This window comes from Acinetobacter pittii (assembly GCF_034067285.1).
In the GTDB taxonomy this organism is placed as follows: Bacteria; Pseudomonadota; Gammaproteobacteria; order Pseudomonadales; family Moraxellaceae; genus Acinetobacter; species Acinetobacter pittii_E.
On the sequence record NZ_CP139286.1, the window covers coordinates 2,921,779 to 2,947,236 of the forward strand.

General features: G+C 40.2%; 25 protein-coding genes. 8 read left to right on the forward strand and 17 right to left on the reverse strand.

Going from position 1 to position 25,458, the window contains the following annotated elements; genetic code table 11:
• Window positions 1-2 precede the first annotated feature (2 nt).
• Window positions 3-2,066, forward strand: coding sequence for a methionine--tRNA ligase (gene metG, locus SOI81_RS13785; protein ID WP_224993402.1), 2,064 nt, complete (start codon window positions 3-5; stop codon window positions 2,064-2,066).
• Between the two features lie 88 nt (window positions 2,067-2,154).
• Here the strand turns inward: metG and SOI81_RS13790 are convergent, their stop codons facing one another.
• From SOI81_RS13790 to SOI81_RS13800, 3 genes are all read right to left on the reverse strand, one after another.
• The gene (locus tag SOI81_RS13790) at window positions 2,155-2,490 is read right to left on the reverse strand and encodes a calcium-binding protein (protein WP_414017390.1); all 336 of its coding nucleotides are present in this window, start codon (window positions 2,488-2,490) and stop codon (window positions 2,155-2,157) included.
• On the reverse strand, window positions 2,471-2,659 hold the full coding sequence (locus SOI81_RS13795; RefSeq protein ID WP_016142079.1) for an NF038215 family lipoprotein: 189 nt from the start codon (window positions 2,657-2,659) through the stop codon (window positions 2,471-2,473). Before SOI81_RS13795 ends, SOI81_RS13790 begins: the two co-directional genes overlap by 20 nt.
• A 162-nt stretch (window positions 2,660-2,821) precedes the next feature.
• On the reverse strand, window positions 2,822-3,445 hold the full coding sequence (locus SOI81_RS13800) for a LysE family translocator (protein WP_002120398.1): 624 nt from the start codon (window positions 3,443-3,445) through the stop codon (window positions 2,822-2,824).
• A gap of 178 nt (window positions 3,446-3,623) precedes the next feature.
• Here SOI81_RS13800 and SOI81_RS13805 point away from each other — a divergent pair, with 178 nt between their 5' ends.
• The 5 genes from SOI81_RS13805 to SOI81_RS13825 all read left to right on the forward strand — a co-directional run bounded on the left by SOI81_RS13805 (window position 3,624) and on the right by SOI81_RS13825 (window position 9,253).
• Window positions 3,624-4,193 carry a TetR/AcrR family transcriptional regulator gene (locus SOI81_RS13805; RefSeq protein WP_224993300.1) on the forward strand — a complete coding sequence of 190 codons (570 nt, stop codon included), beginning with the start codon at window positions 3,624-3,626 and terminating at the stop codon, window positions 4,191-4,193.
• Complete coding sequence (gene emrB, locus SOI81_RS13810; RefSeq protein WP_016142081.1) at window positions 4,190-5,833, forward strand: MFS transporter; 1,644 nt, start codon at window positions 4,190-4,192, stop codon at window positions 5,831-5,833. The genes SOI81_RS13805 and emrB overlap by 4 nt, the downstream gene beginning before the upstream one ends.
• A 40-nt stretch (window positions 5,834-5,873) precedes the next feature.
• On the forward strand, window positions 5,874-6,989 hold the full coding sequence (gene hlyD / locus SOI81_RS13815) for an HlyD family secretion protein (protein ID WP_320540916.1): 1,116 nt from the start codon (window positions 5,874-5,876) through the stop codon (window positions 6,987-6,989).
• Between the two features lie 65 nt (window positions 6,990-7,054).
• The gene (dcyD, locus tag SOI81_RS13820; RefSeq protein WP_320540917.1) at window positions 7,055-7,936 is read left to right on the forward strand and encodes a 1-aminocyclopropane-1-carboxylate deaminase/D-cysteine desulfhydrase; all 882 of its coding nucleotides are present in this window, start codon (window positions 7,055-7,057) and stop codon (window positions 7,934-7,936) included.
• A gap of 117 nt (window positions 7,937-8,053) precedes the next feature.
• Window positions 8,054-9,253, forward strand: a complete 1,200-nt coding sequence (locus SOI81_RS13825) for an NAD(P)/FAD-dependent oxidoreductase (RefSeq protein WP_224993307.1) — start codon at window positions 8,054-8,056, stop codon at window positions 9,251-9,253.
• Window positions 9,254-9,265: 12 nt separating this feature from the next.
• Here SOI81_RS13825 and SOI81_RS13830 read toward each other — a convergent pair whose 3' ends face one another.
• From SOI81_RS13830 to SOI81_RS13840, 3 genes are all read right to left on the reverse strand, one after another.
• A complete protein-coding gene (locus SOI81_RS13830; RefSeq protein WP_016142085.1) occupies window positions 9,266-9,436 on the reverse strand; it encodes a hypothetical protein in 171 nt (56 codons plus the stop codon).
• A 129-nt stretch (window positions 9,437-9,565) separates the two neighbouring features.
• Window positions 9,566-11,266: a mechanosensitive ion channel gene (locus tag SOI81_RS13835; protein ID WP_320540918.1), complete on the reverse strand. Its 1,701-nt coding sequence runs from the start codon at window positions 11,264-11,266 to the stop codon at window positions 9,566-9,568.
• Window positions 11,267-11,491: 225 nt separating this feature from the next.
• Window positions 11,492-11,719: a hypothetical protein gene (locus SOI81_RS13840; RefSeq protein WP_005803268.1), complete on the reverse strand. Its 228-nt coding sequence runs from the start codon at window positions 11,717-11,719 to the stop codon at window positions 11,492-11,494.
• Window positions 11,720-12,009: 290 nt separating this feature from the next.
• Here SOI81_RS13840 and SOI81_RS13845 point away from each other — a divergent pair, with 290 nt between their 5' ends.
• Window positions 12,010-12,429, forward strand: coding sequence for a hypothetical protein (locus tag SOI81_RS13845; RefSeq protein WP_171067949.1), 420 nt, complete (start codon window positions 12,010-12,012; stop codon window positions 12,427-12,429).
• A gap of 49 nt (window positions 12,430-12,478) precedes the next feature.
• Here SOI81_RS13845 and fpr read toward each other — a convergent pair whose 3' ends face one another.
• Window positions 12,479-13,240 (reverse strand): ferredoxin--NADP reductase, encoded by a 762-nt coding sequence (gene fpr / locus SOI81_RS13850; protein ID WP_320540919.1) that lies wholly within the window; start codon window positions 13,238-13,240, stop codon window positions 12,479-12,481.
• A gap of 86 nt (window positions 13,241-13,326) precedes the next feature.
• Between fpr and gigC the strand changes: the two genes are divergently transcribed.
• Complete coding sequence (gene gigC / locus SOI81_RS13855) at window positions 13,327-14,211, forward strand: LysR family transcriptional regulator GigC (protein ID WP_009393857.1); 885 nt, start codon at window positions 13,327-13,329, stop codon at window positions 14,209-14,211.
• Window positions 14,212-14,230: 19 nt separating this feature from the next.
• Here gigC and SOI81_RS13860 read toward each other — a convergent pair whose 3' ends face one another.
• The 10 genes from SOI81_RS13860 to nuoG all read right to left on the reverse strand — a co-directional run bounded on the left by SOI81_RS13860 (window position 14,231) and on the right by nuoG (window position 25,449).
• Window positions 14,231-14,524 (reverse strand): cold shock domain-containing protein, encoded by a 294-nt coding sequence (locus SOI81_RS13860; RefSeq protein ID WP_239975486.1) that lies wholly within the window; start codon window positions 14,522-14,524, stop codon window positions 14,231-14,233.
• A 115-nt stretch (window positions 14,525-14,639) separates the two neighbouring features.
• On the reverse strand, window positions 14,640-15,275 hold the full coding sequence (upp, locus tag SOI81_RS13865; protein WP_002120045.1) for a uracil phosphoribosyltransferase: 636 nt from the start codon (window positions 15,273-15,275) through the stop codon (window positions 14,640-14,642).
• Between the two features lie 100 nt (window positions 15,276-15,375).
• Window positions 15,376-16,869 carry an NADH-quinone oxidoreductase subunit NuoN gene (gene nuoN, locus SOI81_RS13870; protein WP_016142090.1) on the reverse strand — a complete coding sequence of 498 codons (1,494 nt, stop codon included), beginning with the start codon at window positions 16,867-16,869 and terminating at the stop codon, window positions 15,376-15,378.
• Window positions 16,870-16,871: 2 nt separating this feature from the next.
• Entirely contained in the window at window positions 16,872-18,470 is a 1,599-nt protein-coding gene (nuoM, locus tag SOI81_RS13875) for an NADH-quinone oxidoreductase subunit M (RefSeq protein ID WP_002120006.1), read from the reverse strand.
• A 1-nt stretch (window position 18,471) separates the two neighbouring features.
• Window positions 18,472-20,361 carry an NADH-quinone oxidoreductase subunit L gene (gene nuoL / locus SOI81_RS13880; RefSeq protein WP_239975485.1) on the reverse strand — a complete coding sequence of 630 codons (1,890 nt, stop codon included), beginning with the start codon at window positions 20,359-20,361 and terminating at the stop codon, window positions 18,472-18,474.
• Window positions 20,358-20,666, reverse strand: coding sequence for an NADH-quinone oxidoreductase subunit NuoK (nuoK, locus tag SOI81_RS13885; protein ID WP_000529822.1), 309 nt, complete (start codon window positions 20,664-20,666; stop codon window positions 20,358-20,360). The genes nuoL and nuoK overlap by 4 nt, the downstream gene beginning before the upstream one ends.
• Window positions 20,666-21,184 (reverse strand): NADH-quinone oxidoreductase subunit J, encoded by a 519-nt coding sequence (nuoJ, locus tag SOI81_RS13890; protein WP_014205902.1) that lies wholly within the window; start codon window positions 21,182-21,184, stop codon window positions 20,666-20,668. The genes nuoK and nuoJ overlap by 1 nt, the downstream gene beginning before the upstream one ends.
• Window positions 21,184-21,726, reverse strand: a complete 543-nt coding sequence (gene nuoI / locus SOI81_RS13895; protein WP_002120012.1) for an NADH-quinone oxidoreductase subunit NuoI — start codon at window positions 21,724-21,726, stop codon at window positions 21,184-21,186. Before nuoI ends, nuoJ begins: the two co-directional genes overlap by 1 nt.
• Window positions 21,727-21,744: 18 nt before the next feature.
• Window positions 21,745-22,761, reverse strand: coding sequence for an NADH-quinone oxidoreductase subunit NuoH (nuoH, locus tag SOI81_RS13900; protein ID WP_004703499.1), 1,017 nt, complete (start codon window positions 22,759-22,761; stop codon window positions 21,745-21,747).
• 3 nt (window positions 22,762-22,764) lie between these two features.
• Window positions 22,765-25,449: an NADH-quinone oxidoreductase subunit NuoG gene (nuoG, locus tag SOI81_RS13905; RefSeq protein WP_016142092.1), complete on the reverse strand. Its 2,685-nt coding sequence runs from the start codon at window positions 25,447-25,449 to the stop codon at window positions 22,765-22,767.
• Between the last annotated feature and the right edge of the window lie 9 nt (window positions 25,450-25,458).

Sequence of the window (25,458 nt, forward strand, 5' to 3'; positions counted from 1 at the left end):
CCGTGCGTAAAATTTTAGTCACTAATGCCCTCCCTTATGCTAATGGTCCAATTCATATGGGTCATTTACTCGGTTACATCCAGGCAGATATCTGGGTTCGTGCCATGCGAGCAATGGGTCATGATGTGACTTATGTATGTGCGGATGATGCTCACGGTACTGCCATCATGCTACGTGCCGAAGCAAATGGTATAAGCCCAGAAGAACAAATTGCGAATGTTCAAAAAGAACACATCCGTGATTTTGACGGTTTTGGCGTACATTTCGATCATTACGATTCAACGCATAGCGATGCTAACAAAGCACGCTCAACAGATATCTATATTAAGAATCGTGAAGCTGGAAATATTGCAGTTCGTCCTGTAACTCAATTATTTGACCCAGAAAAAGGTATGTTCTTATCTGACCGTTTCATTAAGGGTACGTGCCCCAAATGTAAGTCAGAAGATCAATACGGCGACTCATGTGAAGTCTGCGGTACCACTTATAATGCGACCGAGTTACTTAACCCTCGTTCGACTTTAAGTGGTGCAACACCAGTTGAAAAATCATCAGATCACTATTTCTTCAAACTTCCTAACTTCGCTGAATATTTGCAGAAATGGACCCGTGATGAAGGACGTTTACCAGTTTCGATTGCAAACAAACTTGATGAATGGTTTGAAGCTGGTTTAGCAGACTGGGATATTTCTCGCGATGCCCCTTATTTTGGTTTTGAAATTCCAGATGCGCCAAATAAATATTTCTATGTTTGGGTAGATGCCCCAATCGGTTATATGTCTAGTTTTGAAAACTACATCAAAACTAAACGCCCAGATTTAAACTTTGATGATTTCTGGAAAAAAGATAGCCAAAACGATGTTTATCACTTTATTGGTAAAGACATTGTTTATTTCCATGCTTTATTCTGGCCTGCAATGCTTGAAGGCGCGAACTACCGCACTCCAACTGGCTTGTTTGTAAACGGTTTCTTGACTGTAAATGGCCAAAAAATGTCTAAGTCACGTGGTACTTTCATTAAGGCTGAGACTTACTTACAGCATTTAAACCCAGAATATTTACGCTATTACTTTGCTTCTAAGCTTTCAGATAAAGTTGAAGACTCTGACTTGAACCTTGATGATTTTGTTCAAAAAGTAAATTCAGACTTAGTTGGTAAAGTTGTCAATATTGCTAGCCGCTGTGCGAAGTTCATCAATAGCAACTTTAACAATACTTTATCTGCTGACTGTGCAGAATCTGACTTAGTACAAAGTTTTATTGATGCAGGTGATTCAATTGCGGCTGCTTATGAAGCACGTGAATTCTCTACAGCTATTCGTGAAATTATGGCGCTAGCTGACCGTGCAAACCAATATATTGACGAGAAAAAGCCTTGGGCACTTGCTAAACAAGAAGGTCAAGAACAACAAGTTCTTGATGTATGTTCGGTTGGTATCAACTTATTCCGTCAATTAGCGGTTTACTTAGCTCCAGTTCTGCCAACTTTAGCTCAGCAAGTTCAAGATTTCTTAAAACTTGAAAGCTTCGATTTCGAGTCACGTAAACAAGTTCTGTTAAGCCATGAAATTGCGCAGTTCCAACCTCTTATGCAGCGTGTTGATCCAAAAGCTGTTGCAGCTATGGTTGATGCTTCTAAAGAGTCTTTAGGTGCTCCTGCTCCACAAGCAACTAAAGCAGCGAAAAAAGAGAAATCTGCCGAGAAAAAAGCAGCCCCTACTCCAGCAGTGGGTGAAGCTGAAATTATCGGTATTGAAGATTTCTTAAAAGTTGACTTACGTGTGGCTCAGGTCGTGGAAGCAGGTACAGTTGAAGGTTCAGATAAGTTACTTCAACTTACTTTAGACGTTGGTGAAGCTGAACCACGCAATGTATTCAGTGGTATTCGTAGCCAATACGCACCAGAAGACCTCAAAGGTAAATTAGTCGTGATGGTTGCTAACCTCGCACCACGTAAAATGCGTTTTGGTATTTCAAACGGTATGGTACTTGCTGCTGGAAATGGTGAAGGTATTTTCATTATTTCTCCAGATAGCGGTGCAAAACCTGGCGATAAAGTTTCTTAATCTAGATTCATAAAAAAGCTCCCTAAATTGGGAGCTTTTTTATTTTGAATATCTGAGTTTTAAACAATCATGAATAAACAAATTTAAATTACGACCATGGCCACCCTTCACAAGGATTATTAAACAAAACATGTATGTTTCCTAATTCCTCATTTGTTAAATAACCATTCTTATTTTCATCCAAATAATTAAATAGCTCTGTTTGCTTGTTTTCACCTTGAAAGCGTTTATCGCTCGGCCAGTTATACGGATAGAAATTTTCAACCCTTTGAAATTCTTTTAAGCTATACATTCCGTCATGATTTACATCGTACTTTTCCTGAAAAAGCTCCCAATCTAAAGAGGCAGGTTCGCAAGCACTTACCACATTAAAAATGCAATAAATGATACACCCTACCAATAACTTAATAATTGGATTGCTCACGATTATTGGCTTGTAAGTCGGAAATCTTATAGTCTTTTTCGTGCACAGGTGTACCAACAATACTCATGGTCCGTTCATTTGCTGGTTGCTGCTTGCTCATCGTTCTCATCTCACATCCTGTAGTTAAGATGAGAAAAACTACAGAAATGCTCACCATTAGTTTTTTCATAACGTGATCCTCATTTCTTTTTGTTTTATTTATTAAGTTACCACTTTTTAAACGTTTAAGTGCCAAAAAAGATATTTTAATTTGTATATATTTTACGCAAAAATAAAGCCAGACTTTAATTGTCTGGCTTTTTATCTTTTAGATATTTTAATTAAACTTTATTTACTTGAAAAAGATAAGCTTTAAACCTAGTAGAGTAACAATACTCCCAGCAACTCGATCAACGCCAGTTTTTGCTTTCAAATACATTTTTCTAGGTTTTTCTGAAGATAACAGCATTGCCACACATGAGTACCAACCAGCATCAATCATAAAACAAATCACTGGTAATGCGACGTAGTAATAATTTGGGATTTCTTTTGGCAACAAGGCAGTAAATACACTGGCTAATACAACAGCGATTTTTGGATTACTTAACTGGGTAATTAAGCCATATCGATATGCTTGTTTATAAGTCATTTTCGATTTGCCGTCGTTTTCCATCGCAATAGGTTCTTTGGCATGTTTAATAATTTTAAAAGCTAGCCAAAGCAAATAAAGCCCACCACCAATTTTTAAAATTAAGTAAGCAGAAGGTACCGCCAACAAAACTGCTTGTAACCCCATAACTGCTAATAGACCAAAAAGAGCTGCGCCAGTCCCCGTCCCTAATGCTGTAAACAACCCATGTTTACGTGATTTAGAAATTGAATTTTGCGCTACATAAATAAAGCTTGGCCCAGGGCTTATTGCTCCAAGCATCAATGCCATAGCAATTGAAAAAAGAGGAATAAGGGACTCAAACATTGTATTGACCTAGCATCATGCAATTGCGCGCTATTCTAACAGCTTTTTATGACGCATATAAAAATAGCGAAGATATAAATGATGAAAATTGAATTTTCATGTTTTTACAATTTATATCTTCACAACGGACAAAAATGTCCGTTAAATATATAACCTTTAAAACTCTCCAACCAATGACATGAGTAAACGTCAAAAAATTGCTGCCCAGAATCGGGATGAATTACTCAATGCAGCCGAAGAATGCTTTCGTATTCATGGTATTAACGTCCCTTTACAGGTTGTAATTGATCATGCTGGTGTCGGCAGAGCAACGTTCTATCGTAACTTTGGTGATCGCAAAGCTTTAATTAACGCCCTTTTAGAACGTGCGATTACACAGCTAGAGCAAAAAGCAGCTTATTTTCAACAATTCGAGGATGGTTTATTTCGTTTAATTGAAGGACATATTGGACAACTTCCTAAACTTGCAATTTTGCAAGATTTTTGGAGAGTGATTGATCGACAAGATCCAATTATGTTAAAAATTTATGAACGGCGGAATAATGCACTTAACCCACTGATTGAAAATGCGATAGAACAAAAATTGTGCCGAGCTGATCTCACTGCTGATGACTATGCAATGATCAATGCAATGTTAGGTTCTTCATTTCAAGGACATGAGCCAGAAGAACAGACTCGCTTAGCAAAACGAGCAATTGAATTACTGTTTCAAGGTATTCAAATACAAAAAATTCGAGGGATAGAATGAGTAAAACGCCTCGTTATTTAGAAACACCACCCGACTGGACCCCAGAAGAGCAACCGACTCTACCAGGTTCACCGGCAGCTATTGCACATTCTGTACCTAAACGGTTTATTTATTTTTTTATCGGTTTATTTGTCGCTCTTTCAGCAAGCTTAAGTAATGGTTTTATTACGGCGAATTTACCTTTAATTCAAGGTGAGTATGGACTGACGCCTTCCGAGGCTGCTTGGCTACCTGCGGCCTATGTTATGGCAAACGTTAGCTCAAACCTGATTTTATTCAAAGCCAGACAACAGTATGGACTGAGAGTATTTTCAGAAATAGGACTCGTGATTTTTATTGCGGTTCTGGTCTTACATATTTTTGTGCATACCTATGAAATGGCGCTATTTGCTCGGGTTGTGGCCGGTTTAGCTGGCGCGCCACTGAGCTCATTAGGCATGTATTACACCATGCAAGCTTTTAAAAAAGCAGACATGGCAAAAGGAATATATATTGCCTTCGGTTTCCAGCAACTCGGCGTACCATTGGCTTGGATTATTTCTCCATTTCTTGTAAATACAGACAGTTGGTCTGTCCTATATACGTTTGAGCTCGGCTTAGCACTTTGTTGTTTAGCCATGGTTGTTTCATTGAAGTTACCACGTAGCTTACGAATTTATGTTTTTGAGAAGCAAGATTTTTTTACCTTTGCTTTACTCGCTCCTGGCTTTGCCTGTTTATGTATTGTGCTCACACAAGGCCCAATTTTATGGTGGTTTAATAGCCAGTGGCTTGCTTACGTATTAATTGCAGGTTTTAGCTTAGTTGTTCTTGGGTTGCTCTATGAACACTATCGTGCCAATCCATTAATTATGACGCGTTGGTTAGGTGCTGCTTCAACCTTACGTTTCATTTTTGGTGCTTTTGCTATTCGGCTTTTAATGTCAGAACAAAGCTATGCAGCGGTTAACTTCTTAAAAACAATGGGGATGGGTCCAGACCAATTTGTTCCACTCTATGTTGTCATCTTGGTGGGGATTTTAAGTGGAACTCTTTTTAGTGCCCTGACTTTTTCACGCGAAAGAATTATCTTCCACTTACTTTTTGCAGAGTTTTTAATTTTAGTCGCGTGTGGACTAGATTATCACTTAACCAGTGATGTCCGACCTGTCAATTTCTTTGCAAGCCAGTTTTTAGTCGGCTTTGCTGGTGGTCTATTTATTGGCCCATTACTGCTTATTGGCTTTGCACAGACACTTGCTAAAGGTCCATCTTATGTCGTTACCTTTATCGTATTATTTTCTGCAACCCAAACTTTCGGTGGTCTTGTCGGGTCTTCATTCTTTTCAACCTATCAACAACACCGCACGCAAAACTATCAAGCCGAGATTATTAAAGATTTAGAACAAGCAGACCCTCTAGTCGCTCAAAGACTCTCTACCTATCAACACAGTGCATCAGTTACTACGACTGACCCAGCATTACAAACAGCACAATCCATGCGTTCGCTTAATCAGGTGGTCACTCGTGAAGCCCAAGTGCGTGCCTACAATGATGTAATTGCATTAAACGGTATTTTTGCTGTCGCACTACTCTTGTGGGGTGGTTTTAATATTGCACGAAGTAAATATTTACAACGTAGAGGAATTAGCCGTCCTTAATGGCTTTCATTATTGATGAAATAGAAATTGAGATTGATATATGTCAGATGATCAAAACAAATCGGAACAAACCCCTGCTCAGGCTCCTGCCAATGAGCCAACACCTGCACCTGCAAGTAAACTGATTCCGACAAAACGCTCAACTTTATTATGGATGTTAGGTGTTCTTATTGTCGGTATTTTAGTGATTTTATGGGCATGGAGAATCGGCCCTTTCGCAACGAGTGTTCAGCAAACTGACAATAGTTATGTAAAAGGTAAGACAACGATTTTATCGTCACAAATTAATGGCTACGTAAAGGATGTAGTTGTTAAGGACTTTGACCATGTCAAAAAGGGTCAAGTCCTCATGCATATCGATGCCACTACTTATGACCAAAAAGTAGCGCAAGCGGCCTCAGGGGTTGAACAAGCTAAAAATACTTTAGCCAATCAAACCCAGTCCATTGCTCAAAAACAAGCTGATATTGTGGCTGCACAAGCTAAAGTTGAACAAGTTAGAGCTCAATATGATCTCTCTTTAGCCCAACTTAGACGCTATCAACAGTTAGGAAATAGCGGAGCAGCCTCTAAATCTGAACAAGATAAAGCTGCTGCAGATGCTGAAAATAACCTTGCAGCCCTTAAACAGGCAGAGGCTAACGTTTTAGTTGCCAAAGAAGCACTTAAAACGGCACAAGTCGCAGAAGCAGGTTTAGAAGCACAAGTTTCCAGCGCTAAAGCACAATTAGATCAGGCACAAACTACCAAAGATTACAGTGTCATTGTTGCACCAATGGATGGTCAACTTGGTGAGGTGAACCCTCGTGTTGGGCAATATGTAGCAGCAGGCTCCCAATTACTCTACCTCATCCCACAGCAAACTTGGGTAATCGCTAACTTCAAAGAGACCCAAATTGCTAATATGCGAATCGGTCAAAAAGCATGGTTCACAGTCGACGCCATGAAACATAAAAAATTTACAGGACATGTTGAACAGATCTCACCTGCTGCGGGTTCTGAGTTCAGTGTGTTAAAGCCTGATAATGCAACAGGAAACTTTACCAAAGTGGTTCAACGAATTGCGGTACGTATTACCATTGATCCAAATCAGGAAGGAATGGAACATTTACGCCCTGGCATGTCAGTGGTTACTTCTGTCGATACAAGTTCGTAAACAGCTTTTTAAAGCTCTATTTAAAAAGCTACAATGTGATCAATCATTATTTTTCTCAATTTCTAATGTTTGATCACATTGCCCAGCCTATCTCCTGCCAACACATTGAACTCCCCTCATCTGTTCATCTCGACATTAAGCGATTAGATTTAGTTCATCCTCAAATCTCGGGTAATAAGTTTTTCAAATTGAAATACAATTTGCTTGCCGCAAAACAACAAAATTTATCAAGTATTTTGACTTTTGGTGGGGCTTATTCCAATCATATTGCCGCAACTGCCTATGCAGCTCATCTTTTTGGTTTAAAAAGTATAGGCATTATTCGTGGAGAAGAGTTAGCTGACAAACCTCTTAATCCAACCTTAGCAAGAGTCCAAAGCTTAGGAATGCAGCTACATTTTGTCTCACGCCATGAATATCGATTACGAGATGATGCCAACTATCTTCAACAGTTACACCATCAATTTCCTGAAACTTTCATTATTCCTGAAGGTGGTTCTAATGAACTGGCAGTTCAAGGTTGTCAGGAAATTCTCAGTCAAAGCGATTTAGAGCAATATGATGTAATTTGCTGTGCAGTCGGAACTGGCGGAACGATTTCAGGGCTCATTGAGCGAAGTGCATCGCATCAAAAGATTTTAGGATTTTCGGCTCTAAAAGGTGATTTTTTACAACAAGAAATTCGGCAGTGGACTAAAAAACAAAATTGGTCACTGATAGATGCATACTGCTGTGGCGGATATGCAAAAACCTCACCCGAGCTATTGGCATTTATAGAAAATTTTGAAGAGCAACATGCCGTACCACTGGAACCGATCTATACGGGAAAGATGGTGTTTGGTCTGCTTGATCTTATAAAAAATAATTACTTTGCTGAGGGAACTCGCATTCTGGCAATCCACTCAGGTGGTTTACAGGCAGATATAAGAAATAAATCACATCAATAACTTACTTATGTTCAGGTCGTATTATTACCCACAGCAGTAAATGTCTTTAGCACGACTAAGGCTCGGCATGATAGTATATGCCCCTTTTAAATTTTCACGATTAATCGAGAATCTCTTATGTCTAACAGTCATGTCGATGTCATTGTCTTAGGTGCAGGTGCTTCTGGACTCATGTTGGCTGCACATGCTGCTAAACGAGGGCGCTCGGTTTTAATTTTAGAAAAAGCCAATAAAATTGGTAAAAAGATTTTAATGTCAGGCGGTGGTAAGTGTAACTTTACTAACTTGTATGTAGAGCCTGACAACTATATTTCTCATAATCCACACTTTGTTATTTCTGCCCTATCACGCTATAGCAACTGGGACTTTATTGGTTTGGTATGTGATTATAAAATTGCTTATGAAGAACGAAAACACGGGCAGTTATTCACACTAAATGGCGCTAAAGAAATTTTAGAAATGCTGGTGAGTGAATGCAATAAAACCAACAACGTTGATATTCAAACCCAATGCGAAGCTGTCCAGATTGATCCATTAGAACAAGGCGGTTTTACTGTACACACAAACCAAGGTCGGTTTAGTTGTGAGTCATTAGTGGTGGCTACAGGCGGCTTATCTATTCCGACTCTTGGTGGTTCTGGGTTTGGCTATGAACTGGCACAAAAGTTTGGACATCAGGTTTACCCAACTCGTGCAGGTTTAGTTCCATTTACTTTTTCAGATCATATTAAAGAGGTCACTACACGTCTAAGTGGTAATGCTTTAGATGTGACACTCAGTAACTCGAAAAATAGCTTTACTGAAGCATTATTATTTACGCATCGTGGTTTAAGTGGACCAAGTTCTTTGCAGCTTTCAAACTATTGGAACTCGGGAGAAAGCTTCAAAATTGACTTTTTCCCAAGCCAAGATTTAGCAACTTATTTAAAAGATAAAAAGAAAGCGCAACCCAAAGTTCTATTACGTACCCTTCTTAGCGAGTTTACCGCGAAAAGTATTGTCCAAGAGTTACAGCAACTCATCTGGCCAGAGCAGAGTGAAATAGCGATTGGTAATATCAGTGATGCACTGTTAGATCATATTGCCGAGCAACTACATGGTTTTACTGTCAAACCATCAGGTACAGAAGGATATCGTACTGCCGAAGTTACTTTAGGTGGAGTGGATACAACTGAAGTATCTTCCAAAACCATGGAAAGTAAAAAGCAAAAAGGACTATTTTTTATTGGCGAAGTACTTGATGTAACTGGCCACTTAGGAGGTTATAACTTCCAATGGGCTTGGTCTTCCGCTTATGCAGCAGCACAATATGTTTAAATGACAAAGAAGCTAATTTGATGCTTTCGAATCATTTGACGAATTTTCAGAATTACGCGTATGAGTTGTTGTCTGTTTTGATGAATTAGATTTGTTAAAGACAAATTTATAAGCACTTGCTAAAAAACCTACGGTAATTCCCGCAATGACAATCGGTGCTAAAAAACGACCTGGTTTCTTCATCGTATTTTCCTCACTTATTTGTTTTTATAACGGCCCAAAAAAGGACGACCACTCAATATAGAGTGGTCGAACTTATCACAAAAATCAAAGATTTTTTGTACGGTTTATCTGAAAAATTAGTTTCATCTACTAAATTTCGTCATTTTCTCCAGTAGATCCAAACGGTTTATTTACTGGTGGTTGTGCTGGATTTACTTGCGCAGAATCAGCTGGTTTTGCATCAGATGACACGGTTGACGGTGAAGTTGTCGTCGGTGCAATTGTAGATGTTGACGAAGTAGTCGTTGCAGATGAATTACCGGCAGATGGAGTGCTCGTAGTGGTAGTAGAAGGTGGTTGATACAGAGGATTTGGTTCGTTAGCTTCTTTTTTAGCTTTATCTAACAAATCACTCAATAGTCTTTCAGCTGGTTGGCGACCACCTAAACCAAATGCAAGAGCGAAAGCAACTGCAACTGCGCCTAGAGTCAAACCAAATGCAAGATTAACGATTGAATCCGCAATACCCATCGCTCTTAAACCAAGCGCAAGTACTAGACCAATAATTAGCACACGAACTAAACTACCCAACCAACGCGAGCTATTATATTCACCACGTTGAACTACGTTTGCCACAACATTAGCAAGCCAGAAACCAATAACCAAGATTACTGCGCCCAATAGAATGTTTGCACCGAAATGGATAAACATTGCGATTAGACCACTAATCTGATCGAAACCAAGACGATCCGCAGCTTCAGAAACTGCAAACAGCATCGTAAAGAATACAATTAGCCAGCCAACTGCATTAGAAACTTTAGTTTCACCTAAAAAGCGTTGTACATCTAATTTTTTAGGAATTTCATCAACACCTGTACCTGCAATTAATTCAGCGACTAAGCGGCCAACAAAACGAGAAACAATATAAGCAACCAGTAGAATTAAACCAGCAGCAATAATATTTGGAATTGCCTGCAAGATTTCATTAAGCATTGCTGTCGCTGGCTGAGAAATTGTCTCAATGCCTAAAGCTTCAAATGCCACAATCAACGTTGTAATAATGATGATTGCAAAAACAAATGAACCTAAGAATTTGCCTACATTAGAGTTTTTGAAAAGACCAATTTTTTCAGCTTGGGCCTGAACACCTAAGCTATTTACCAAACCTTCAACAATACCGCGTACAATTTTTGCCAAGATATAACCAACAAAAACGATAACGCCAGCAATAAAGATATTTGGTAAGAACGCTACGGCGTCATTTACCATATTTTGAACTGGAATCAGTAAGCCTGTTAATCCTAGTATTGAAAGAACAATCGGAAGGAAAAGTAACAATACAAGCCAGTAAAGAATTTCACCAATATTCTGGCTAATTCCACCTACACCCACTTCACTGCTTAACTTATCGTCAAGTTGAGTTCGCGATAAAACATTGGTCACCCCTGCTCGCACCAGTCGAGCAACGATCCAACCAATAAAACCTACCACAACAGCAGCAATAATATTTGGAATATAGACGAGTACCTGATTCACCATATTGCTGAACGGGCCACTTACTCCACTAATGTTAAGCACATTGAGAGCTGCGACAACAGCTAAGATTAGAATAAACCAGAATACGACTTTTGAAATAAGACCTTCTATGTTTGGAGCACGCCCAGTTGCTGAAGATAATTTTGCATTGGTATTTACTTTTTGCAGAAGTTTTTTTACACCTGCCGCAACCAATAAAGCAATTATCCAGCCTACAAGTAAGATGACGATTGCAGCTAAAATAGGATGAAACTGATCCCAGTAATACATCGCATCAAATTGAGCGCCGCGAGGCCCATCAAAAAATTCATTCATATTGTTATGTCCTCAATTGTTATGTTCTTTTCAGTGCTTTCAATAATGAAAAACACTTTTCGTTGTTAAAAATGACGATGAATGCGGTCTATCTCACCTTATGTTTTGAATATTTTCTAATCAACACAGTTCTGCATAAATACAACAAATTGATGCAAAAGGTTGCAAAAAAAGCCTTCAGGTCACGTCCTAAAGGCTTTCTATAAAGATATACTGGTTAGCTTATTACCCTTTATAAATATTCAAATCTGAAGTGCTCTTAATGACATGTGGTGTGGCCTCATGTTGAAAAGCGGCTTCTTCTTTAGGTGTTTTGCTGTGATCAGCAACCATGTAGACGATCAATGCAATAAGAAAAAGCCCAACAATAATTAAAATGTAAACTGGCAATCTTCTTTTTTTCGCAGTTTCTTCAGGACTCGTCACATGAGGTGGTTTTGAAAAATCATGCATCTTCTTTCCCCTCTTCTTTTATCATTAACTTTATAATCATCATAGCAATTTCGTTTGTTGCATTGTGTGAAAAAGCATTATTCTAAGGTGTCTGTGGTTGCAAAACTCTACTATTAAAATCATAAAAACAGTATAAAATTTAGGCGAAATTATTTTGCCCTTTAAAAATAATGATGAGTTATGCCCGAGCTTCTTCAATGTTCTATTTGTAATACAATATGTTTTAGCGCTCACTTTTTATAAAATAGGCTATAATAAGCCCCCTTGTTTTAAAGCTGCTCTATTTTATGATGTATCGTCAGCAAAACGTAACACTTGATCTCGACACTGACGTCACACATCAATGTTATTTACATCAGACGAGAGACGAACATCTCATTGGTATTATTGAATTTAATAAACCAAGTTATGAACTCAAATGGGGTGATTTAGAGTATTTTCGTCGCCGTACCGAAGAATTTTCCGTCATGCCATTTCCTGACTGCATTAATGCCATGATTGTTGATATTCGTAATATCAATATTTTTTTGGATAATGAAGTTCCGATTTTACCTTGGCGTTTGCTTGAAGAAGACTGCCCTGTTCGCTTAGTTGTCCCTCAAGATCGTTTGGAACATTATGCAGGTCTTTTTGAACCAACTTGGCTCTCAACTGATGTAGATAGTGCAATCGCAGAAATTCGCGAATTTATGGATATGTTTGTCCACTAATAAACATATCCATAAAATTAATTTTTAAGTAATTCCAAAATAAGATTTATTACCAGTAATTTTCTACCGCAATATTTCCCTCACCTCGACGATTCATCGTCAAACCACGTCGTTTTAAAGCCTCTTTAGTGTCATCTACCATTTGCGGATTTCCGCAAAGCATGACATGGCTAGTGGCAGGGTTCAGTTCTATACCAGCAGATTTTTCTAGTTCACCATTTTCAATCAAAATTGGTAAACGCTCATGTAAAGGCGCAGATGGATCACGGGTAATAATTGAAATAAATTTAAAACCATCGTGCCCTTCTCCAAAAGTTTCAGCAATCTCTTGAATACGATCGACATACGCTAATTCAGCTTCAGTACGAACACTGTAAACCAAATTAATCTTTTGATAATTAGACCAAGTTTCAAAGTCTTGTAGCATCGATAAAAATGGAGCTAAACCAGTACCTGTTGCCAGTAACCATAAATCATGCGGTAAAGGTTGTTGATAGCGAGCTAAGGTCAAATAGCCATAAGGTATTTTTTCTAAGTAAAGCTCATCATCTACTTTTAGATGTTGAAGATTTGATGTAAATGCACCGTCGGGCACTACAATCGAAAAGAATTCAAGCGTTTCATCAAATGGTGAGGAGACGACCGAATAAGCACGAACAACAAGCTCATCTCCAACTTTCAGCCCAATACGTGCAAATTGCCCAGCCGTAAATTTAAAATGTGCAGGGCGAGTCATGGTGAAACTGAAAAGAGTTGGGGTCCAACGGTGTACAGATAAAACTTTTTCTACGCTAAATTTTTCAATTGACATGATTTCAACGTGGCATGAAATAGTGCGCTCATGTTAGCATGACAGCCGAAATAATGAATACTTTTAAACGTTAAGGCTTTTTAAACATGCGCATGACATTACGCCAGTTGGCTGTTTTTGTAGCAGTCGCTCAAGAAGGAACTGTCACTAAAGCCAGTGATGCGGTCAGACTGACGCAAAGTGCAGCAAGTATGGCTTTAGCAGATTTAGAGGATGGGCTTGGTGCTCCTCTATTTGATCGTTTAGGTAAACGATTACAGCTTAATGATTTAGGTCGCTTTTTATTACCACAAGCCCTAGAAATATTAGGTCGCTGTGAAGCTTTTGAACAAGCTGCAAAAGGTGAATTACAAAGCATTGATTTACGTATTGGGGCCACTTTAACGATTAGTGATTACCTCATGCCAGATTTAATGGCAAACTTTTTACAGCATCATCCTAAAGCACATTTACAATTACAAGTGGGCAATACACGCCAAATGATTGAAGCAGTTAATCAATTCCAACTTGATTTAGCTTTAATTGAAGGATCATGTCATTTACCTCAGCTCCAATGTATCCATTGGCGTGATGATGAGCTTGCAGTATGCTGTTCCCCAAATCATCCATTAGCACGCTTAAATAGACCTTTAACAGCTCATGATTTTCTTCAAGTCGAATGGATTTTACGTGAAGAAGGTTCAGGAACGCGTGAAGTATTTGATAACGCTATATTGCAAGATCTACCAGACGCGAATATTCGCTTAACCCTGGGTCACAATGAAGCAATCTTAAAAATCGTTGCTGGCGGTTTAGGTATGTCATGTATTTCTAAACTTGCTATTGAACCTCTAATTGAAAAGGGTCAATTAGTGATTTTAGATACGCCATTCTGGCAGCTTACCCGCCCACTTTATATGTTAGTACACCGTCAAAAGTATCAAGGTCCAGGTCTCAAAGCATTCTTACAATTTTGTGAAGATCAGGTTTAAAACCTGATCTTTTCATTCATTAACGTCGAAAATTTGACAACAATTCGCTTGTGATCGCTTTATTGTGATCCGCAATTTTATTTTTCTTGGTTTTCGCAGGATTTGGGTCAACACGCTCAATTTTGATCGCTTTAAATTTGCCCTGATTATCTGCGGCAAGGAATCTTACTTTTTCATTTCTTTTCGGTTCGCCCTCTGATGCAGAGAAATCAGAAATATGAAAGAAAATATCTCCTTCTGTAGTTTCAATAAAACCAAACCCTTTATCAGGGTTATATTGTTTTACCCATCCAGTATAAAACTCTTGCTTCATCATCTTTCCCCTACTTTTCCAATCCAGTTGTTGCGGTAAATAAAAAAGAGACTCACGATTCCGTTTTAAAATTATACGGTTTAATGAAGTCTCTTTTTATTACGATTTCAAAAAATTAATCTTTTTGTACACTACCAAAAATTTTATCGCCAGCATCGCCCAAGCCAGGAACAATATAACCTTGTTCATTTAAGCCATTATCAATAGATGCTGTATAAATTTGCACATCTGGATGAGCTGCTTCAACTTTAGCAACACCTTCTGGAGCGGCAACTAACACCATAACACGGATATCTTTACACCCACTCGCCTTTAACACATCAATAGCAGCAACTAAAGAATTACCTGTTGCCAACATTGGATCAATAATCATCGCAAGACGGTTAGCGACATCTGGAACTAGTTTTTTATAATAAGTACGAACTTCTAATGTTTCCTCATTACGCTCAAGACCTAAAACACTCACTTTTGCGCTTGGAATTAGGTTAAGCACACCATCCAACATACCAATTCCGGCACGTAAAATCGGTACAATCGTTATTTTCTTACCAGCAATACGCTGTGTAGTAACAGTTCCAGCCCATCCATCAATTTCGCAATCCACAACTGGTAAATCTTTTGTTGCTTCATACGTCAATAACATAGTCACTTCCTGAGCAAGCTCACGGAAGTTCTTGGTACTGATATCAGCACGACGTAACAAACCTAATTTATGACGAATAAGTGGGTGACGAATTTCTTGAATGGCCACAGATGTTACCTAAAAATATAAAAACGTATTTATTATAATCTTTTTTTAATGCTCAATAAAAAAAAGCCTCCAGTTTTGGAGGCTTTTTTGTACACCAGACTTACTGTTGTGAAAGCATGAAATGTAATGGAGATAAAATTTCTGCTTTTAATGCCAAATTAATCATTGGATCTGGGTAAACACCCAAAATAATAACTAATGCAGCAGCAGCCAATACCATTAAACCACCCACTTTTTGTCCCCAATGAGCATCTGCATCAATACGAGGAGTTTCTGGTGGTGTCATATACATGACAACCATCACACGTAAGTAATAGTACAAACCAATACCACTACCCACAATAATCATTGCAGCTAAGAACCAGTGTTGAGTTGTTACAGCTGCCATTACCACCAAGAACTTACCAATGAAGCCTGCTGTTAATGGAATACCAGCCAGAGACAACATCATGACTGTTAAAGTTGCTGTAAGTACTGGACGGCGCCAGAATAAACCACGGTAGTCTGCAAGACTTTGCGCTTCATCTACGTTGTTATATGGGCTAGACATTAACGCTACCGCACCAAAGGCACCGATAGTTGTTAATACATAAGACACCACATATACAGTTACGCTGCCCAAGCTTGCATAAGTCATGCTAATTAAAGCAATTAACAAATAACCAAAATGAGCAATAGATGAATAACCAAGAATACGTTTTAAGTTAACTTGACGAACGGCGAGTAAGTTACCAACCAAAATCGACAATACAGCAATGATTGTCAAAATAGTTACTAACGAGTTCACCATCATTGCGCCCGAAGCAAGCATATAGCGCACGAATAAACCAATTGTTGCAACTTTAGCAGCAGTCGCTAAGAAAGTTGCCATTGGTGCTGGCGCACCTGCATATACATCCGGTGTCCATTTATGGAACGGTGCAAGCGACAATTTAAATGCAACAGCAAAGATAATAAGTGCTAAACCTAATAACACCATTGGCTGTTTGATTGCTTCAAATAATGCTTGTACAGAATCATAGAATGAAAGCGAACCAGTATATGCATAGATATATGCCATACCCATCAACAACATTGCAGAAGCTGTTGCTGAAAGTACAAGGTATTTAATACCCGCTTCAAGTGAATTACTACGTTGATACGTATAAGCAAGTAAGCCATATACAGGAATCGACATTAACTCAAGGCTAATGAAGAACGACGCGTAGTGAGAACTTGCAACCATCAACATTGCACCTGCTACTGAAGCAAGTAACAAAAGGTATAATTCTTCGCGGTTGTCTTTATAAGTTTCGATATAGGCGTGAGACAAAGTACAACAAGCCAATGCCGCAATCAAAATCATAAATTGATAGAACATGGTAAATGGATCAACCATAAACATGCCCATCACATTTGCCGGTACAAACTTACCGCCAAATACTGCAAATAAAATATAAAGTGCAGCGAGGTTTAAACCAACAACAGAAGTCGTTGCGATTAAATTATGATTACGCTTAATAGAAATTAACAACATGACGACGATTGTTGTCAAAGCAACAATCATCACCGGAGTTAAAGGCATAAGCGTAGAGTATGATACTGTGAAGTTCATGATTATTGGATCTCCACATGGTCAAGTTGAGTAGCTGTTTGCTGAACAGTTTCAACGACTTCTTGTACTGGCACATAACTATTGACCAACCACTGCATGCTTGAATGAGATACATCCAAGAATGTTTGTGGGTAGATACCAAGCCAAACGAGACCAATCGCACAAATCATCAAAATACCAACTTCACGAGCAGATAAGTCTTTCAATGGACTAGTGTAATGTTGCTTTTGTTCAGGATTTGGTTCACCAAACAAAGCACGGTGAATCAAGATCAAGCCATATAAACCTGCGAATACAAGGCTGATAGAAGCAAGAATCGTGAAGACAGGATATTTATTAAATGAACCCATCAAAATCAGGAATTCACCAATAAAGTTACCTAGACCCGGCACACCTACAAGAGCAGCAACGAAGAACATTAAGAAAAATGGCAAGTACTGAAGCTGGCCACGAAGACCACCCATTAAACGTAAATCACGTGTATGTAAACGTTCGTAGATTTGACCAGACATAATGAACAATGCAGCTGATGACAAACCATGTGCCAACATCATGATCATTAGACCTTGGAAGGTCAAAATGTTACCTGCGTAGATTGCAAGTAAGATAAAGCCCATATGTGAAATCGACGTATACGCAAGTAAACGTTTCATGTCAGTTTGCTGGTAAGCACACCATGCGCCGTAGAAAATGCCAATCAAACCGAAAATAATCGCAATGTCTGCAAATTGTGCAGAAGCTGTCGGGAAGAATGGAATAACAAAACGAAGCAAGCCATACGCAGCTGTTTTAATCAAGATACCTGCTAAGTCTACAGAACCCGCTGTAGGTGCTTGAGCATGCGCATCTGGTAACCAACCGTGTAATGGGAATACTGGTAACTTCACCGCAAAACCGATGAAGAAACAGATCATGAAACCGTATGCTAAGCCCGCAGGTAAATGGTTAGCTACAGCTAATAAATAGTTGTAATCGAAACCGATCATGCCTGTCATCATGTAGCCATAAACCACAAGACCAAGGATACCGATTAACATCACTAGACCAGCAATCTGCGTGTAAAGGAAGAACTTAGTCGCAGCGTAAACACGTGAACGACCGTTCGAACCTTTATGACCCCATAACGCAATCAAGAAGTAGATTGGTACAAGCATCATCTCCCAGAAGAAGAAGAACAAGAACAGGTCAATCGCTAAAAATACACCGATAACACCACCTAAACTCCATAAGAGGTTTAAATGGAAGAAACCAACGTTCTTTTGAATCTCGCCCCATGAACAACCAACAGCAAGTACACCAAGTAACGCTGTTAATAACACCATGAGTAAAGATAAACCATCCACAGCTAAGTGAATGCCAATACCGAGTGATTGAATCCACGGTAAATAGAACTCAGCAGACCAAGTTGGGATCTTAGAACCCAACTCGTAGCTATAAGTTCCGCTTTGCCAAAGCGCAAGACCCAAGCCCAAAGTAATGAGCATACCAATTAAGGCAATCCAACGTGGCAAAGTTTTGTCGAGCTTATCGACTAACCAACAAATAAAACCGGCAATGAACGGAACAAGGATCAGCGCGGGTAAAATTAAATTGTTTTCCATTTTATTTCCCCACTACCTGAATAACGATCAAGATCATCAATAACACCACTACACCGAGTGACATGCTTGATGCGTATTCACGCAATGAACCTGTTTGACGTGAGCTTGTAAAACTGTTTCCGCCTTTCACGAGTGCAGGAAGAACCAACCACAAACCGTCAATCGGATCACGGCCAAAGATTTTGGCGAAGAATAAATAAGGTTTAACAAAAACGATGTCATACAACGCATCAAAACCAAAAGCGGTACGGCAAATATGTGCCAAACCTGAACCCAAACTTGTTTGAGCAAATGATTTCACTGCACCATAAGCAAATGTAAATAATGCTATACCAACAACTAGACCAACTAGCGCAATACCTACCGCTAAATGCTCTGCCCCATGCATGCCTTCTACAAATTGTTCAGCTACATGGAATTCAGGAATTTTTGCAGTATTCAGAATACCTGCTACTGGAGCTTTTAAGATTGCACCTACAAAAGTAGACAATACAGCTAAAATACCCAATGGAGCCCAGTAAGTTGCACCCTTAATTTCATGGTAAGGCGTGTTTTCTTGACCAAAGAATACAACCCAGATTAAACGGAATGTATAGATTGAAGTCAGGAATGCACCTGCTACACCCACCCAATATAAGGTGTGATATAGGGCAACTGATTGACCTTGTACCCAAACTTCACCAAGAATCGCATCTTTAGAGAAGAAGCCGATAGTCAAGAATGGAATCGCTGCTAATGCACCGCCACCAATCGCGAAACAAGCAAACAGGAATTTGTTACGTTTGAACAAACCACCCATTTTGAAAATGTTTTGCTCGTGATGGTAAGCCAGAATAACCGCACCAGAAGACAAGAATAATAATGCCTTAAAGAATGCGTGAGCCAACATGTGGAACAAGCCAGCTTGATAAGCTTCCGCACCTACAGCCATAAACATATAACCAAGCTGACTCATTGTTGAGTAAGCCAAGATACGTTTGATATCTGTTTGAACGAGTGCAGCAAAACCTGCAACTAACAAAGTTACTGCGCCAGTTACTGAAATGAATTGCATCACTTCAGGAGCAAGTTCAAATACGCTGAATAGACGACAGCATAAGTACACACCAGCCGTTACCATTGTTGCAGCGTGGATCAATGCAGAAACAGGTGTTGGACCTGCCATCGCATCTGCCAACCATGTTTGCAATGGAATTTGAGCAGATTTACCAGCCGCACCTAAGAACAACATTAATGCAGTCCAGATGGTAAGTGACGAGCTCTTCGTCATTACTTCTGCTGCGTGTTCAACGATGTACTGAGTATTTAGCGTACCAAATTGTTGGTAAAGCAAGAATAAAGCAATAAGCAAGAATACGTCACCAACGCGGGTCACTGTAAATGCTTTGATCGCTGCCCAACCATTTGCAGGGTTTGCATAATAGAAACCGATCAGCAAGTAAGAGCAAAGACCTACACCTTCCCAACCCAAGAATAACAACGCCAAGTTGTCACCCAATACAAGCACAAGCATGCTCGCAACGAACAGGTTAAAATAAGAGAAGAAACGCGCATAGCCCTCTTCACCACGCATGTACCATGACGCAAAGATGTGGATTAAGAAACCAACACCCGTGATCATGCCCATCATGAGTAAAGATAAGCCGTCTAGATGTAAGCTAATGCCAGGGGCAAAACCGCCAACATTGAACCATGTCCACAAGTTTTGAACAAAAACTTGCTGACCACTCGTGGTAAATGCCATTCCAGCAATAAGTGCAAATAATGCAGATAAACCTACAGAACCTACACCAATTACTGCTGCAATGTTTTCAGAGAGTTTGTCTCGTCCCGCCGCCAATAAAATAAAACCGATTAGCGGAAATAATACTGTTAGATATAAATAACTCATCCGCGCATCTCACTAGCAGCATCCACATCCAAATGATGGAAGCGATGATAGAACTGAAGGACAATCGCAAGACCGATACATGCCTCTGCTGCTGCAAGGGTCAAAATCAGGATGAACATTACTTGTCCATCTGGTTGTGCCCATACGCTACCCGCAAGAACAAATGCCAATGCTGCAGCATTCATCATGATCTCAAGGCTCATTAACATAAATAATAGGTTACGTCGCACCATTACACCGTAAAAACCGAGTGCAAAAAGGATGGTTGCAACAATCAAACCATGTTCTAAAGGAATCTGGCCCATTATTCTTTTTCCTCTTCTGCACCTGGTTCACGTTTACCTAAGTGGTATGCTGCAACAAGGGCTGCTAGCAATAACATCGCGGCAACTTCAACCAATAATAAGTAGTGAGTAAAGAGTGCTTGACCAACGACTTTTGGTCCAATCACTTGTGCCCCAAGCGGTGCTGAAATAGTAGTGTATTCACCACCAAGCATCCAAACTAAAAGCAAGCCGAGTAAAAAACTCATGAGTGCTGGATATGCCCAAGCATCTGAAGAAAGCCATTTACGTTCTTGTTCAACGGTGTGTTGACCTAAATTCAACATCATCACCACGAAGACAAACAGAACCATAATCGCTCCGGCATAGACGATGATTTCAAGAGCACCTGCAAAAGGCGCCCCCACGATCATGAAAATGCCAGCAACAGCAAGCAATGAAACAATTAGACTAAGTAAAGCGTGTACAGGGTTCGTGTTAGTCACTACACGAACCGTAGAAACGATGGCCACGAGTGCCATCAAATAAAACGGCCACATCATGGTAATAGACTCCGTACATCGATTGGTGCACTTTCTTTTTGTGCTTGACCTTTCTCTTTACCGTTAATCGCCATACCCGTTACACGGTAGAAGTTGTAGTCTGGGTATTTGCCCGGACCTGAAATGAGTAAGTTTTCTTTCTCATAAACAAGATCTTGACGTACGTATTCGCCTAACTCGAAGTCTGGTGTGAGCTGAATCGCAGTTGTTGGACATGCTTCTTCACACATACCGCAGAAAATACAACGTGAGAAGTTGATACGGAAAAACTCCGGATACCAACGACCATCTTCTGTTTCTGCTTTTTGTAATGAAATACAGCCAACTGGACATGCAACCGCACATAGGTTACATGCTACGCAACGCTCTTCCCCATCAGGGTCACGCGTTAATACGATACGACCACGAAAGCGTGGCGGCACAATCTGTTCAGCCGGAACTTCTGGATATAAAATCGTGTCACGTTTACGCGTTGCATGGCTAAATACCATAAGTAACGTACGTACAATTGATCCAAATCCAGCTAGAAATTTATACATTTTGTACTCCCTGCTGTCCTAGGCCTGATTCATCAGAATCACAGCACCAGTCACTAACAAGTTGACCAACGCCAATGGCAAACAAATTTTCCAACCAAAGTTCATGACTTGGTCATAACGTGGACGCATTAAAGAACCACGTGCCAAAACAAACATCATTACAAAGAATGCTGTTTTAATCACAAACCAGAATACTGGCGGAACAAATGGAATTTCTAAATTGAATGGTGCTAACCAGCCACCGAAGAATAAAGTCACGATCAATGCAGAGATCAGTACCACGTTGACATATTCAGCAACGAAGAACATACCCCATTTCATACCACCATATTCAACATGGTAACCTTCAGCCAATTCTTGTTCTGCTTCTGGTTGGTCAAATGGATGACGGTGAGTTACCGCAACACCAGCAACCACAAAAATCAAGAAACCTAAGAATTGTGGAATAACGAACCAAACATCGCGTTGTGCTTCAACAATTTCACGAAGGTTAAATGAGCCTGCAATTGCAACCACACCCATCAATGAGATACCCAAGAACACTTCATAAGAAATGGTTTGAGCAGCCGAACGTAAACCACCAAGCAATGAGTATTTGTTATTTGAAGCCCAGCCACCAAACAATACTGCATAGACAGCAATACCAGCCATTGCCATAAAGAACAGCAAACCGATACTCATGTCGGCAACACCCAGTGAAGGACTCACCGGGATTACCATGAATGAAAGAACCGCTGTTGCCATTGCAACAGCTGGTGCTAAACGGAATGTAAGTTTGTCAGCAAATTTTGGTGTCCAGTCTTCTTTGAACATGATCTTGAGCATGTCGGCAACGATCTGGAACATACCACCAGGACCAACACGGTTTGGACCATAACGGTCTTGCCACCAAGCAAGTAAACGACGCTCAATAAAAGACATCAACGCTGCAACTAAAACTACAACAAGCAAAATCACAACTGCTTGAACGACAGCGTAAGCAATCGGCCAGTTCTCAGCCCAAAGTGGCGTTTGACGTATAATTTCTTGATTCATGAATTACACTCCTAAAGCCACTGAAACAGGCTCAGCTAGTGACACCATTGGTGCTAAACCAACTGGGTAACCAATATAACCTGTAGGTAAATATTCAATTACTTGTACCGGCAAGCTCACAGTCGTTTCGCCTGCTTTTACCGTAATGCGTTGACCTTCTTGAAGGTTCAAACGAGTTGCATCTTGTTCGCCCACTGCAAACACAGCTTCAGGAATACGAGTTTCCATTGCAGGTGTTTTAATCGTGAATTCACCAGAACCAAAAATATGATGCATTGGTACTAAGCGGAAACTTTCAGGGTTTGCAACAACCGGCACTGGAGCAACATAGCTACGTGCAGGGCGTTTTGCCAAGCGATCGAATAAACGAACACCCGAATCACCACCTTTTAAGTGACCACCGACTTCATCTTGGTATTTGTTCCAAGATTGTGGAGAGTTCCAACCTGGAGCCCATGCAAATGGTACTAATGATGATGCTTTTTGCGGGCCAACATAACCTTCCATTGAGAATGTTAATGCTGAATCTGGATCGGTAGGCTGTTTAGGCTCATGAACCGATAACGGCGCACGCATTGCTGTACGACCCGAATAACGACGTGGTTCACGCGCGATTTTCAAGCCATGTACACGGTAACCCGCATCTGGTGCTACATCTTGGATAGCTTCGAGTACTGGTACATTTTTCACGATGCTCTCAATTACATCGTCAAGCAATGTCCAATCTACAGCTTTACCTTTAATGCCAGTTTCAATGGCATGTAACCAGCGCCATGATTCTTTAATTGCATATTCAGGTTTGTAGTAACTTGGATCGTAAACTTGATAGAAGCGCTGTGCACGACCTTCTTGGCTTACAACAGTACCGTCACCCTCTGCAAAGCTTGCTGCTGAAAGAACGATATCAGCCTGTTTCACAGTTTCAGTTTCACTGTGATCAAGCACAATTACTGTTTCAGCTTTGTCTAATGCAGCTTTTACTTGTGCAGCAGGTAAACGACGGAACAAGTCATTTTCAACAATAACCAGTGTGTCGTAGTCTTGAGCAAATGCTTGTTCAAGGCTTAAACCACCAAACAATGCCAAGCCCATAGAGTTCACTTCAGGAACTACAAGACTTAAACCAGCTTTAGAACCTAAGTTCTGAGTTAACTGTGCAGCAGCTTCCATAATAGAAGCATCTTGCAAGCTTGTACCCGCAATAATTAATGGTTTGTTTGCTGCTTTTAGAGTGTCGGCAATGGTTTGAGCAAATGCTTTTGCATCTTCATCTAAACCACTTACAACTTCACCACTTACTGCCGCAGCAACTGCAAAGCCTAAACGCGCGATGTCATTTGGAGAAGCAACAACTTCACCAGTTGCAATGTCAGCAAGACGAGTTTGAGTTGCAGCTAAAATGTAAACCGGAGATTTTGCTTCTTGACCAATACGTTGTACAGGCTCAGCCAACCAATCTGGTGTACGTGTTTTTGCAGCCATTTCGCGTGCTTTGTTTTTCGCAGCTTGGCGAACAGACAATGCCATGCGAGGTGCAGTTTGAGTTAGGTCTTCACCTAAGATCAGAACAGCATCATAGCTTTCAATTTCACGCATGTTCGGGTTGTAAATACCCTCGGTTTGCATGATAGATGCAGCAAGTTCAACAAGCTTTTGCTCTTTTTGTGCAATACCAGTTGAGTAATTTGCCTGACCTACAAGCTCACGTAATGCGTAATTTGATTCCAAGCTTGCACGAGGAGAACCAATACCCAAAACTTTTTTGCCTTGAAGCTTCGCAATCGCTTGATCGAGAGCTTGATCGACAGAAACAGTTGCAACAGTTTCGCCATTACGGAACTGAGGCTGACGTGGACGGTCTGCACGGTTGACATAACCTGTACCAAAACGACCTTTGTCACAAAGGAAGTATTGGTTAACCGAACCATTAAAACGGTTTTCTACACGACGAATTTCACCATAGCGTTCACCCGGAGAAATGTTACAGCCAGAAGAACAGCCTTGACACACGCTTGGTGCATACTGCATGTCCCACTTACGGTTATAACGCTCTGAATGAGTCTTATCAGTGAATACACCTGTTGGACATACTTCAGTCAAGTTACCAGAGAATTCAGACTCTAAAGTACCTGATTCTGGACGACCAAAGTAAACACGAGATGCATTGGCATAGACACCAAAATCTGTACCGCCTGCATAGTCTTTGTAGTAACGAACACAACGGTAACAAGCAATACAGCGGTTCATTTCATGTGCAATGAATGAGCCGAGTTCTTGGTTGTAATGCGTACGTTTTGTAAAACGATAGCGACGACGGTCATGACCTGTCATTACAGTCATATCTTGTAAATGACAGTGACCACCCTCTTCACAAACTGGACAGTCGTGCGGATGGTTGGTCATCAAAAATTCAACAATAGATGCACGGAAATCCGTTGCTTCTTTGTCTTCAATTGAGATATAGGTATTGTCAGATGCTGGTGTCATGCAAGACATGACCAAACGACCACGCGTATCTTCTGGATTCGCATATTGCGTAACAGCACATTGACGGCAAGAACCAACCGAACCTAAGGATGGATGCCAACAAAAATATGGGATGTCGATGCCCAGACTCAAACATGCTTGTAGCAAGTTTTCCGAGCCGTTGACTTCATACGATTTTCCATCGACATGAATTGTAGCCATAGTCGAATT

Excerpts from the sequence above, each read along its gene's own strand:
- SOI81_RS13795 (WP_016142079.1), bottom strand. The coding sequence starts at position 2,659 with ATGAAAAAACTAATGGTGAGCATTTCTGTAGTTTTTCTCATCTTAACT.
- SOI81_RS13800 (WP_002120398.1), bottom strand. The coding sequence starts at position 3,445 with ATGTTTGAGTCCCTTATTCCTCTTTTTTCAATTGCTATGGCATTGATG.
- SOI81_RS13805 (WP_224993300.1), top strand. The coding sequence starts at position 3,624 with ATGAGTAAACGTCAAAAAATTGCTGCCCAGAATCGGGATGAATTACTC.
- emrB (WP_016142081.1), top strand. The coding sequence starts at position 4,190 with ATGAGTAAAACGCCTCGTTATTTAGAAACACCACCCGACTGGACCCCA.
- hlyD (WP_320540916.1), top strand. The coding sequence starts at position 5,874 with ATGTCAGATGATCAAAACAAATCGGAACAAACCCCTGCTCAGGCTCCT.
- dcyD (WP_320540917.1), top strand. The coding sequence starts at position 7,055 with ATGTTTGATCACATTGCCCAGCCTATCTCCTGCCAACACATTGAACTC.
- SOI81_RS13825 (WP_224993307.1), top strand. The coding sequence starts at position 8,054 with ATGTCTAACAGTCATGTCGATGTCATTGTCTTAGGTGCAGGTGCTTCT.
- SOI81_RS13830 (WP_016142085.1), bottom strand. The coding sequence starts at position 9,436 with ATGAAGAAACCAGGTCGTTTTTTAGCACCGATTGTCATTGCGGGAATT.
- SOI81_RS13835 (WP_320540918.1), bottom strand. The coding sequence starts at position 11,266 with ATGAATGAATTTTTTGATGGGCCTCGCGGCGCTCAATTTGATGCGATG.
- SOI81_RS13840 (WP_005803268.1), bottom strand. The coding sequence starts at position 11,719 with ATGCATGATTTTTCAAAACCACCTCATGTGACGAGTCCTGAAGAAACT.
- SOI81_RS13845 (WP_171067949.1), top strand. The coding sequence starts at position 12,010 with ATGTATCGTCAGCAAAACGTAACACTTGATCTCGACACTGACGTCACA.
- fpr (WP_320540919.1), bottom strand. The coding sequence starts at position 13,240 with ATGTCAATTGAAAAATTTAGCGTAGAAAAAGTTTTATCTGTACACCGT.
- gigC (WP_009393857.1), top strand. The coding sequence starts at position 13,327 with ATGCGCATGACATTACGCCAGTTGGCTGTTTTTGTAGCAGTCGCTCAA.
- SOI81_RS13860 (WP_239975486.1), bottom strand. The coding sequence starts at position 14,524 with ATGAAGCAAGAGTTTTATACTGGATGGGTAAAACAATATAACCCTGAT.
- nuoN (WP_016142090.1), bottom strand. The coding sequence starts at position 16,869 with ATGAACTTCACAGTATCATACTCTACGCTTATGCCTTTAACTCCGGTG.
- nuoM (WP_002120006.1), bottom strand. The coding sequence starts at position 18,470 with ATGGAAAACAATTTAATTTTACCCGCGCTGATCCTTGTTCCGTTCATT.
- nuoL (WP_239975485.1), bottom strand. The coding sequence starts at position 20,361 with ATGAGTTATTTATATCTAACAGTATTATTTCCGCTAATCGGTTTTATT.
- nuoK (WP_000529822.1), bottom strand. The coding sequence starts at position 20,666 with ATGGGCCAGATTCCTTTAGAACATGGTTTGATTGTTGCAACCATCCTT.
- nuoJ (WP_014205902.1), bottom strand. The coding sequence starts at position 21,184 with ATGTGGCCGTTTTATTTGATGGCACTCGTGGCCATCGTTTCTACGGTT.
- nuoI (WP_002120012.1), bottom strand. The coding sequence starts at position 21,726 with ATGTATAAATTTCTAGCTGGATTTGGATCAATTGTACGTACGTTACTT.
- nuoH (WP_004703499.1), bottom strand. The coding sequence starts at position 22,761 with ATGAATCAAGAAATTATACGTCAAACGCCACTTTGGGCTGAGAACTGG.
- nuoG (WP_016142092.1), bottom strand. The coding sequence starts at position 25,449 with ATGGCTACAATTCATGTCGATGGAAAATCGTATGAAGTCAACGGCTCG.